The following is a 10,911-nucleotide window of genomic DNA, read 5'->3' on the forward strand; positions in this document are numbered from 1 at the left end:
CTCCCCTCTTTGCAAACAAATGAGTAAAAAAAAAGCAACAAACCTTGCGAAAACAGCTTTGTAAAAGAACTTCTTATTTACTTTGGCTGCATGCGGATGCCTCCATCCAGCCGGATTGTTTCTCCATTCAGCATCGGATTCACTAGTATACTTTCAGCAAGCCTGGCATATTCCTCCGGAAATCCCAGCCTTGAAGGGAAAGGCACCATTTTCCCCAAAGAATCCCTTGCCTCCTCAGGCAGCGATTCAAACATTGGTGTATTAAACAGTCCAGGGGCAATTGTCATCACACGAATCCCATAAGCCGCAAGCTCCCTGGCGATCGGCAGTGTCATGCCAACCACTCCTCCTTTGGATGCACTATAAGCCGCCTGGCCAATTTGCCCTTCAAAGGCAGCGACTGAAGCCGTATTAATAATCACTCCTCTTTCTCCTTGATCATTTGGGTCATTTTTTGCTATTTGTTCTGCCGCCAGACGAATGACATTAAAAGTCCCAATCAGATTAATCGAAATGACCCTTTGAAACATGTCCAGTGAGTGGACTCCTTTTCGTCCCAGCAGTTTTGAGGCAATCCCGATGCCTGCGCAGTTAACTGCAGTATTAATGCTGTCAAATTGTTTAGAAGCGAAGGCCACCGCCATTTGCACGTCTTCTTCTTTTGTTACATCCGTTTTCAGAAAAAGAACATTATCCCCCAGTTCCCTTAACAGATGAACTGCCCGATCTTCCGCTAAATCCGCAATAAGCACCTTTCCTCCGCTACCGGCTATTTTTCTCACTGTCGCCTCTCCAAGCCCAGAGGCACCGCCCGTAATTATGGCTTTACATTCTCTCAGTTCCATAGTGAACCTCCTTTTATAAATCAGGTTTTCTATGATGTCATTTCCATTTGTAAAGAGGTTTTTCCTGCTGACCGGCTGAATATTTATGAATACCTGGTAATAACAAAAAAACAGCTCCTTTTCAGAAGCTGTTTGTTTATGCCAAATTCCGGCCGGCAAGTATTTCTCTAAGATGCTGTCTGACCCGATATAATTTTGTTTTAACAGTATTCGGGTTGAGATGTAGAATGTCCGCTATTTCTCTTTCTTTCAGCCCATGCTTTGTTTTCAGCTGAAAAACCCTTTTCTGTTCATAGGAGAGGGAATCAACATAAGCGTTTATCTGCTCCTGGAGCATATTGACCTCAGCTTCCTGCCCTGGATCGCTGTATCTGCTTTCCATGCAGTTTTCGAAATCAACGGCATCCTGTATCCTCTCATTCGTCCTTCTTTCTTTACGCACAAAATCAATTGCAGTTCTGGTCGCAATAGATGATAACCATGCTCCCAGCTTATCTTGATCTTCTATACTGTCCATTTTTTTATATGCCTTGATCAAGGTTTCCTGTACAACATCCTGTGCAAGATAATGATCCCGGGTAATGCTATAAGCAATATGATAAAGCCGCTTATTATAGAGCCTGCAGATTTCTCTCATATCCATTGAAGGTTTTATCACTGGAATCCCCCCTCCCGTAAATTTCTCCCGAATTATTGAAGCCGTTTTTTTATAAAGTTCGGCACAGTTTTTTCAGTGAACCATTTAATATCAATTGACCTTTGTTCATCAAAATAGAATGCAATTATAAAGTCTCCTTCATAGGATCCATTTGAATTCCTCAAAATGCTTTCTATTTTTTCTTTATCTGTTATCTTGATTGAAGATCTGCTGTCAGTCATTTCTTCAAAAATTTCCTCATAAGAGTACCCTGCTGCAAAGTTAATTTCGATATCCTCCACTTTAGCAGCCAGTGCAAAAGAAATATCATTACTATTAACTTTTGCATCCTTCAGCAATGACTTTGTTTCCAGCCATTCTTCAAATCTTTTGTACGCTGGATTCCAGGTCATATATGCTTTTTTGCTGTCTTTATGATAAATCTCAATATCTGCATATGGCTCATAGTCACCTTGCAGCTCCTCATAGGAAGCAGTCTCCACTTCCTCAGTCAATATCTCAACAGCTTCCATTAGTTCTTGTTTGTCTGTAATAACCACACGCTTTGTAACTGGCCCGGTTGGAGTAATCGTGATTTTCGCAGTTTCATCTGATGAGACCTGAAAGATTTCATTCGTTGCCATTTTATATTCCTTCGATTCATAAATCAGCTTGAGAAATGGCTTATATTCTCTTTTATTAATGCTATACGAGCGTACCAGCTTTTCGCCATTCTTCAATTCATACACAATAAAGACAGAATCACGTCCTGAAACATGCTCATGCCTGTGTTCATCCTCTACAAGCTTCTCATGAAACCTTCTGACCAAATCAATATTTTCGTATTCTTTTAAATATAACGGTTCTTCATGATCTGCATCACTATAAAGGTAAAAATTATCGCTGAAATAGACACGCTCAATTTCATTGCTCCGCGGTATGCTTTTTTCATATTGAGTCAAATCAAATTGGAATAAGACGAATAAAGCCGCCATTACGGCTGTGTAAATCATCAATCCTTTTACATGAATAGTCACTCGCCATGATTTCTGGAGAACCATCTCGGCCGCAGCATAACCGATCAATGCTCCAAACACATATCCCGATATAATCCAGGCTATGCCGTCCTGCATCTCACCAAAATAACCGCCCCCAAGAAGCATGGAACAGAACGTTACTCCATATTTAAAAATGGGTTTTGTGATCGGAAAAACAAGCGAGTGGGAGACAGCCTCCATTCTTCTCCTTTTATAGATCTGCAAACCAACAAAATACAGACACACAATAAGCAAGAGATATATGACTGCTTCCACACTAGATGGTGTACGCTCATTCATCTGAGTAATTGTAATTAAAGGAGAGAACTTTTCGAATTTGCTTGTCATATAATATTGGTCTGGAAAGCCGAATAAATAGTAAGGCAAATTAATGGATACCAAAATGATCAGACCTACAGGAAGCAATAGAAAAATATAGGTTAAGACACCCTGGACCGCAGATAAACCGGTCAGCATTCCCACAGAAACCCCTGTCATGTAAAGAACCATATTAAATAATAGTGTGATGCCCACCCATTTGATGATCTCTCCGACTGAATAAAAATCCTGCAGATTCAAGGGCTGGTAAAGGAACAGAACAATCAGGGCAATGAGTAAAACCGGCAAAATTAACAGCATAATTCCTGTTAACGCATATTGATGGAAAATGGATTCCCTCTTAACAGGAAGGCTGTGCAATAAATCGCTATATTGTTTTACCTGTGTATACCTGAATAAGAACACAGACAAGATCACCGGTACTGAAATACTAAGGATAAATTGGAGCTGGAAGTTGTATTGATACAGATTTTCAATGTCCAGGAATTTCCGCTGTTCCTCTGAAGAATTCATTATGATATCAAGTGGAATGGCAAAGAATAGTCCAAGAAAATACACAATAGAAACCCAGCCGACACTTCTGAAGATCGTTTTTAAAATTTCTCTTTTAATCAAGGATGTTTTGGACTGCATATCCAATGTCCCCCATTTCATAAATGAAAATCTCCTCTAATGTCAAGGAAAGCATATCGAAAATCACTGGCTTAAATTGTTCTACGTATGATGATATTTCCTTTGCATCTCCCTTTACAATGCAGATCATAATGCTCCCTCTTTTTTCTTTATGAAGGATTTTCAGCGAATCGAAAATGGCCGGTACAGATCCTTTAAAGGCCACTTGGATTTTATGTGTATCTGTTTTGAGGTCATCAAGATCTTTCTCCAGAATCATACGCCCATTATGCATAATGCCTATAAAATCACATAAATCTTCAACTTCACGCAGATTATGCGAGGAAATAAGAATCGTCATTTCTCTTTCAGCAACCTCATCGATCAGCAGACTTTTCACTTTCTTCCTAATGACAGGGTCAAGCCCGTCCATAGGCTCATCCAAAATTAACACTTCGGGCCTTGCAGACAAAGCAAGAATAAAAGCAGCCTGCCTCTGAATGCCTTTTGAAAATCTATGAATCTTCTTATTCGTATCCATTTCAAAAATAGCTGCCAGTTCCTCAAAACGCTCTTCATCCCACCCGCTGTATATGTTTTTATAAAACAGCGCCATTTGCTTAACAGTATATTGAGGCAGAAAATAGGGATGATCCTGAATAAAAAAGATCTTATCTTTCATTTGCGGATTTTCGAACACCGGCTGGCCGTCAATGGCAATGGATCCTTCATCCTCTGCATAGATGCCTGCCAAAAGCTTTAAAAGTGTTGTTTTTCCGGCTCCATTGGAACCAAGTAAGCCGTAGATGGATCCTCTATTCACTTGAATACTGACATTTTCAACAGCATCCATCTCTTCGTAAGATTTGCGCACATTACGGATTTTGATCATCCTCTATCCCTCCCCCTATAGCTGTTTCAATTTCCTGGATGAGCTTAAATAATTCATTCTTTGTGATACCAAGGTACATAGCTTCTGATAAAAGCTTCGAAAGTTCATTTTTCACTTTTTCTATTTTTTCGCTATTTAGATTAGGAGTCGATGCACTGACAAAACTGCCCTTCCCTTTTATGGAATAAATATAGCCCTGGGATTCAAGCTCCCTATATGCCTTCTGAATGGTATTAGGATTGATCGTCAGCTGATGGGCCAGCATTCGAACGGAAGGCAGCTGTTCATCTGCTGTTAATACCTCTGTGATGATCAGCTCTTTAAGCCGCTCAACCAGCTGTTCATATATGGGTTTTCGGCTCCTTACGTCCAGTTCAAACATGCTTGCCCTCCCATCTGTATGTAGTGTACTATGATTCATAGTACAGTTAGTACAGTTAGATTATATTATATGTATTTGGAAAAGAGAAGAGGGAATTTTATTTTTTTACTCAAAGAAAAAACTGGCCAGCCGAAGGGCTAAGCCAGTTGTTCTTGATTATTTAGCCGATTTCATATTCACAGGAGGCTGTGGCATGATCATGTTGGAACGCCTGTTATTTGTGGCAATTATATAGACAGCTGCGACTGCGATGGCAACTGCTATGAAGGAACCGATATTGAAAATCCCTTTTTGCGAATACCAGACAATCGAGTATCCTACAGATCCTGCCAGCAGCGCATAGTAGAAGAATGGGAATAAAGTTTTCCGAATGACAGCGCCTTCTTTTCCGGCAAGCCCAACTACAGCTGATGCAGCAACGACGTTATGAACACAAATCATGTTTCCAGCAGCACCGCCGACTGCCTGGAGGGCTACAATCCAGGTTGCATCCACCCCGATTTGTGAGCCGACATCATACTGGAATAACGCAAACATCATATTACTTACTGTGTTACTTCCTGCAATGAAGGCTCCAAGTCCCCCGATAAAGGTGGCAAAGAACGGCCAGAATTCTCCCGCAAGAGCTGCAGCACCGTTTGCTAGCTCGATCGGCATCTGATTATAGCCTGCCTCTCCTCCGCCGGTGTTGATGAAAACCTGTACCATCGGAACAGTGAAAATTAATGCTGTTGAAGCAGCTATGGTTGTTTTTCCCGAATCCGCCCAGGCTTTTTTGTAGGAACTGGAATTCATTCCATGGATAAAGTAAGTGATAACAGAAACCAGTATAAAAATCGTACCCGGCAGATACAGCGGCTGGAAGCTTGAAGTGATGCCAGAATCAAAAATATTTTCAAATTTGACCGTCCATGCCTGGAGCCACTCTAAAAATGGAAGCGATTTCAGTCTGGACAATACTAAAAACAAGCCGACTAAAACATAAGGAGTCCATGCACGCATCATGCTCATGCTACCGCTCTTGTGAGCAACAGCTTTGATTTCCAGCCTTCCAGTCCATTCAGGATCCCACTTGGATTTCTCTTCAAAATCCCAAACCTGATCCTTAGGTGGCATAAGAAAGCCTTTTTTAGCAGCAAACACAACTATGGCTAAACCAACTAATCCCCCGATCATGGATGGGAATTCAGGTCCAAGGACATTTGCTACAATTACATAGGGAATCGTCATGGCAAAAGCAGCAAAAAGTGCGAACTTCCAGATCTTTATCCCTTCAGTAAATGATTTATTTTTGCCGAAAAATCTTGTCATTAAAGCTACTACAAATAAAGGAATCAATGTGCCCGAAATCATGTGGAGGATAGCTACCTGTCCTGCGATTTGAGTTACTAATCCAAGCAGATTATCTGTTAGGCTGGCATTGCCCGATAAACCGGTCTGAACGCCCACAAGCATCGGCGTGCCTACAGCACCGAATGACACCGGTGTACTTTGAATGACCATACCGGCAATAACTGCGGCCATTGCAGGGAAGCCTAGGCCGACTAACAGCGGAACTGCTACAGCGGCAGGAGTACCAAACCCGGATGCACCTTCAATGAAAGAACCAAAAAGCCAGGCTATGATAATTACTTGTATTCGGCGGTCAGGCGATATATCTGTAAAGCCCTGACGGATGGTCATTAAGCCCCCGCTTTCTTGCAGAGTATTTAGAAGCAGAATAGCGCCGAAAATAATATAAAGAAGTGTTCCGGCGACAACCAGGCCATTGATGGATGCAGCGGCAACTGTAGCTCCTGAAACTTTCCATACAAATAGAGCAAGGACCACTGCTACAAGGTATGAGATTGGCATTGCCTTACTTGCCGGCCATCTCATACCGACAAGAAATACTGCTACTGCAATAATTGGCAATAAAGATAGTAAAGCTAACATTCCAGTACTCATAAATTACATTTCCCCCTTTGTTTTGTAATAGCGAACAATGATTGCATTTTGTTGCGGACAGCGCAACATGTTATATAACTATAATGGTTTTGTTATACAACATGGTATTAGGCTTATTTACATTATACAAACATTTTTCGTGATTTCAATAATATTTGGAAAATTTAATCTATATATTTATACAAAAGAATTTGTATGTATATACAAAAAAATTAGCTCAATATATCTTTTTATCAAGATATATTGAGCTAATGACTAATTAATTCTGCTTAAATGTCCAAGGCGTGCGGAAATATTTTGCCCTGTCTTTACCATTATGGATTTTAATGCATCAAGCCGTTCATCTGTCATCCTCATTGTAGGTCCTGATATACTAACTGCTGCAATAACCTTGCCAAGGTGGTCAAAAATAGGAGCTGCGACACAAGTAATTCCGTATTCATTTTCTTCCAGATCCAGAGCATATCCTTTTTGCCTTACCTGACCCAATTCTTTCATGAATTCATCTTTATCAGTTATGGTTTTATCTGTATGGACCGGCATCCCTTTTCTTTCTAGAATATCAGACACGATGCTTGAAGGCAGATGTGCCAAAATGGCCTTACCGACAGATGTACAATGCATGGGTGCGCGTTTCCCGACTTTCGAATGCATTCTTAATGTCTCATTGCCTTCAAGCTTCTCGATGTACACAACCTCTCCCTGATCATAAACGACTAGATGAATAACTTCATTTGTTTCATTTTCAAGCTCCTGCAGAAATGGCCTTGCTTCTGCACGCAAATCGATTGATTCGAGCAGCTTTGAACTGATCTCGAGGAACTTATACCCTAATTTGTACTTGCCGGTTTCGCTGTCCTGCTCTATATATCCGTATTGAACAAGGGTAGATAAAATACGATATACTGAGCTTTTATTAATGTCTATCTGATTGGCAATTTCCGTAACGCCAAGGCCGTTTTTTTTCAGGCTGATCAATGTAATAATATCCAATGCCCTGCTGACGGACTTGACCATATTTTCTCTTTCCACCATACTCACCTCAGGGGGCAAAAGCCATAATTCAATTCACTTGAATTATACCGTTTTTGCGCTTTCACGTGCCACTGCAAATGTATTTCGCAGTGTACCAATCTCTTTGATTTCACAATCAATAACATCGCCCGACCTGACCATCTCAGCTCCAACCGGACTTCCAGTAAGAATCACGTCACCCGGCTTCAGTGTCATGACATTAGACAGATAAGAAATCATTTTTCGGATCGGGATAATCATGAGATCTGTGCTGCTGTTTTGCTTTTCTGAGCCATTTAACTTTGCCTCAACCTTTACTTGAAACGGATTTAGTTCCGTTTCTATTACAGGGCCAAGCGGAGTAAAGCTGTCAAAGGATTTGCCAATGGTCCAATGCCCATCATTATGGAAAAATTGCGGAGCAGTCACATCATTCCCCACTGTGTATCCGAAAACATAGTCAAGTACATCTGACTCTGCTACATTTTTGGCTTCTCTGCCAATGACTACAGCCAGTTCTGATTCAAATTTAACCTCTTCAACGCCTTCAGGGATGATAATATTCTCCTCAGGCCCGATAACAGAAGATACAGGCTTGAAGAAGAATACAGGAATATCAGGGAGTGTCTCAGGGAGATCCGATTTCTCGGACACATAGTTGGCGCCAATACCAATGATCTGATTAGGAACCAGCGGTGCAAGCAATTTAGCTTCATTTTGTGAAAAGCTTTGGCCGGTATACTCCCAATCTTCAAAAATATTACCTTTAATTCCTTTTAAAATACCTTCTTCCAATACTCCTTCATGCACTGCCCCATTAACTTCAAATCTTGTAAATTTCATATTTATACCTCTCCCCTCAATCTATAGTAAATGCTCTAAATGTCGTCCGCTGATTTCCCGCTTCAGATGATAACATAGAATAACAAACCTAGCGAAAAGATTCTTAGAAAAACAGGGCACTTGCATGCCCTGTTCTCTTAACCATTACTGCTTAACAGCATACTTGGACTTCGCTTCGAGACGGCGTCTGTGCAAAATCGGTTCTGTATAGCCGTTTGGCTGATCATAGCCTTCGAAAACAAGGTCACACGCTGCCTGGAATGCAACCGATTGATCGAAATCCGCTGCCATAGGGCGGTATGCAGGATCCCCGCTATTTTGTTCATCCACCACTTTAGCCATTTTCTTAAGTGTCTCAAGCACCTGCTCCTTCGTACAGATGCCATGGTGAAGCCAATTCGCAACATGCTGGCTGGAAATCCTTAATGTCGCACGGTCCTCCATCAAACCAATATTATTGATATCAGGAACTTTGGAGCAGCCGATGCCCTGCTCAACCCAGCGGACCACATATCCAAGAATACCTTGCGCATTATTCTCAAGCTCTTCCTGAATTTCCTCTTGAGACCATTGCGGATTTTCTGCAACAGGTATTTGCAGGATTTCATCACGAAGATCCGAAATGTCCTCCAGCAGCTGGTTTTGCACCCTTTGAACTTCCACCTGATGATAGTGCAGCGCATGAAGGGTAGCAGCAGTTGGAGAAGGCACCCAGGCAGTATTGGCCCCAGCTTTCAGATGACCAATCTTCTGCTCCATCATATCTGCCATCATATCAGGCATAGCCCACATGCCTTTTCCAATTTGGGCACGGCCCTGGAATCCTGTTTCGAGACCTGTATTGACATTTGATTTTTCATAGCCTCTTAGCCATGCTGTAGCTTTCATGTCATTTTTGCGGATCATTGGGCCAGCTTCCATGGAAGTATGCATCTCATCCCCGGTACGGTCAAGGAATCCAGTATTTATGAAAACAATACGCTCCTTTACTTCACGGATACATGCTGCAAGATTCAAGGATGTACGGCGTTCTTCATCCATTACACCAATTTTCAGTGTATTCCGCTCCAATCCAAGCAGATCTTCAGTCCGGTCAAATAGCTCGTTTGCAAAAGCAACCTCTTTTGAACCGTGCATTTTTGGCTTAACGATATAAATGGATCCTTCTGATGAGTTTTGATATGGGCCGTTTCCAAGCAATGTATGCTTGCCAATCAGGGAGGTAATTACCGTATCGAGAATTCCTTCCTGCACTTCATTTCCTTCAGCATCCAAAATGGCGTTAATCGACATTAAATGTCCGACATTCCTGACAAACATTAGTGAGCGTCCAGGTAAAGAGAAATCCTTTCCTTCAGGAGAGACATATGAACGGTCGGGATTTAATGTACGTGTCACTGATTTGGCTCCTTTTGTGAAGGATGCGGAAAGATCCCCCTTCATTAAACCGAGCCAGTTGCGGTATACAAGGACCTTGTCTTCAGCATCCACTGCTGTTACTGAATCTTCACAATCCATAATGGTGGTAATTGCCGCTTCAAGCAAAACATCCTTCACACCGGCATCATCTGTTTTTCCAATCGGGTGGCTTCTGTCAATCTGAATCTCAAAATATAAGCCATTATTCTTTAAGAGAACTGCAGAAGGCTGATCCCGCTCTCCCTGATATCCGGCAAACTTTGCTTCATCTTTAAGATTTGCAGTTTCACCATTGCTCAGAACAACTGCAAGCTTACCCTCCTCCACTTTGTACTGGACAGCTTCTTTATGAGAACCGCTTGAAAGAGGAACGGTTTGATCTAGAAATTCCCTTGCAAAAGCAATAACCTTTTCTCCCCTGACAGGGTTATATCCGCCGTCTCTATGTGCACCATTTTCATCACTGATTGCATCAGTGCCATAAAGAGCATCATATAAGCTTCCCCATCGGGCATTTGCTGCATTGATTGCATATCTCCCGTTATTTACTGGAACGACCAATTGCGGCCCTGCCTTTACTGCTACTTCATCATCCACGTTTTCTGTAGTAATTTTTAATTCCTCGGCCATTGGCTCAAGATAGCCAATCTCTTCTAAAAATGACTTATAGCTATTAAAATCAAAATTCTGGTTTTCCCTGTGCCATGTGTTCAGCTGATGCTGAATTTCGTCACGCTTGGCAAGCAATGCTTTATTTTTTGGGGTCAGATCATTTATAAGCGCTTCCAAACCTGACCAGAATTGTTCCTGATCCACTCCGCTTCCCGGCAGTGCCTCCGAATTAATAAATTCATAGAGTTCACTTGCAACCTGCAGGCTACCTGTTTTTACATAATTATCCATTATTCATTTCCTCCTTTGATTGATGCTTTCAATACTCGCTG

9 protein-coding genes are annotated in these 10,911 nt (G+C 41.7%); all 9 read right to left on the bottom strand.

Annotation, left to right across the window (positions count from 1 at the left end):
- Positions 1-77: 77 nt before the first annotated feature.
- Entirely contained in the window at positions 78-845 is a 768-nt protein-coding gene (locus AC6CHU_RS05980; RefSeq protein WP_159862840.1) for a 3-hydroxyacyl-CoA dehydrogenase, read from the bottom strand.
- A gap of 136 nt (positions 846-981) precedes the next feature.
- Entirely contained in the window at positions 982-1,503 is a 522-nt protein-coding gene (locus tag AC6CHU_RS05985) for an RNA polymerase sigma factor (RefSeq protein ID WP_236566141.1), read from the bottom strand.
- A gap of 32 nt (positions 1,504-1,535) precedes the next feature.
- Positions 1,536-3,512: a DUF6449 domain-containing protein gene (locus AC6CHU_RS05990; protein WP_159862839.1), complete on the bottom strand. Its 1,977-nt coding sequence runs from the start codon at positions 3,510-3,512 to the stop codon at positions 1,536-1,538.
- Positions 3,466-4,362: an ABC transporter ATP-binding protein gene (locus AC6CHU_RS05995; RefSeq protein ID WP_159862838.1), complete on the bottom strand. Its 897-nt coding sequence runs from the start codon at positions 4,360-4,362 to the stop codon at positions 3,466-3,468. The genes AC6CHU_RS05990 and AC6CHU_RS05995 overlap by 47 nt, the downstream gene beginning before the upstream one ends.
- Positions 4,346-4,744, bottom strand: a complete 399-nt coding sequence (locus AC6CHU_RS06000) for a GntR family transcriptional regulator (protein WP_159862837.1) — start codon at positions 4,742-4,744, stop codon at positions 4,346-4,348. The genes AC6CHU_RS05995 and AC6CHU_RS06000 overlap by 17 nt, the downstream gene beginning before the upstream one ends.
- Positions 4,745-4,900: 156 nt before the next feature.
- Positions 4,901-6,691, bottom strand: coding sequence for an L-lactate permease (locus tag AC6CHU_RS06005; RefSeq protein ID WP_251283992.1), 1,791 nt, complete (start codon positions 6,689-6,691; stop codon positions 4,901-4,903).
- 255 nt (positions 6,692-6,946) lie between these two features.
- On the bottom strand, positions 6,947-7,723 hold the full coding sequence (locus tag AC6CHU_RS06010) for an IclR family transcriptional regulator domain-containing protein (RefSeq protein WP_159863029.1): 777 nt from the start codon (positions 7,721-7,723) through the stop codon (positions 6,947-6,949).
- Between the two features lie 45 nt (positions 7,724-7,768).
- Positions 7,769-8,548 carry a fumarylacetoacetate hydrolase family protein gene (locus AC6CHU_RS06015; protein WP_159862835.1) on the bottom strand — a complete coding sequence of 260 codons (780 nt, stop codon included), beginning with the start codon at positions 8,546-8,548 and terminating at the stop codon, positions 7,769-7,771.
- Positions 8,549-8,692: 144 nt separating this feature from the next.
- Positions 8,693-10,870: a malate synthase G gene (locus AC6CHU_RS06020; RefSeq protein WP_159862834.1), complete on the bottom strand. Its 2,178-nt coding sequence runs from the start codon at positions 10,868-10,870 to the stop codon at positions 8,693-8,695.
- Between the last annotated feature and the right edge of the window lie 41 nt (positions 10,871-10,911).

Source organism: Cytobacillus sp. GQ23 (genome assembly GCF_059758675.1).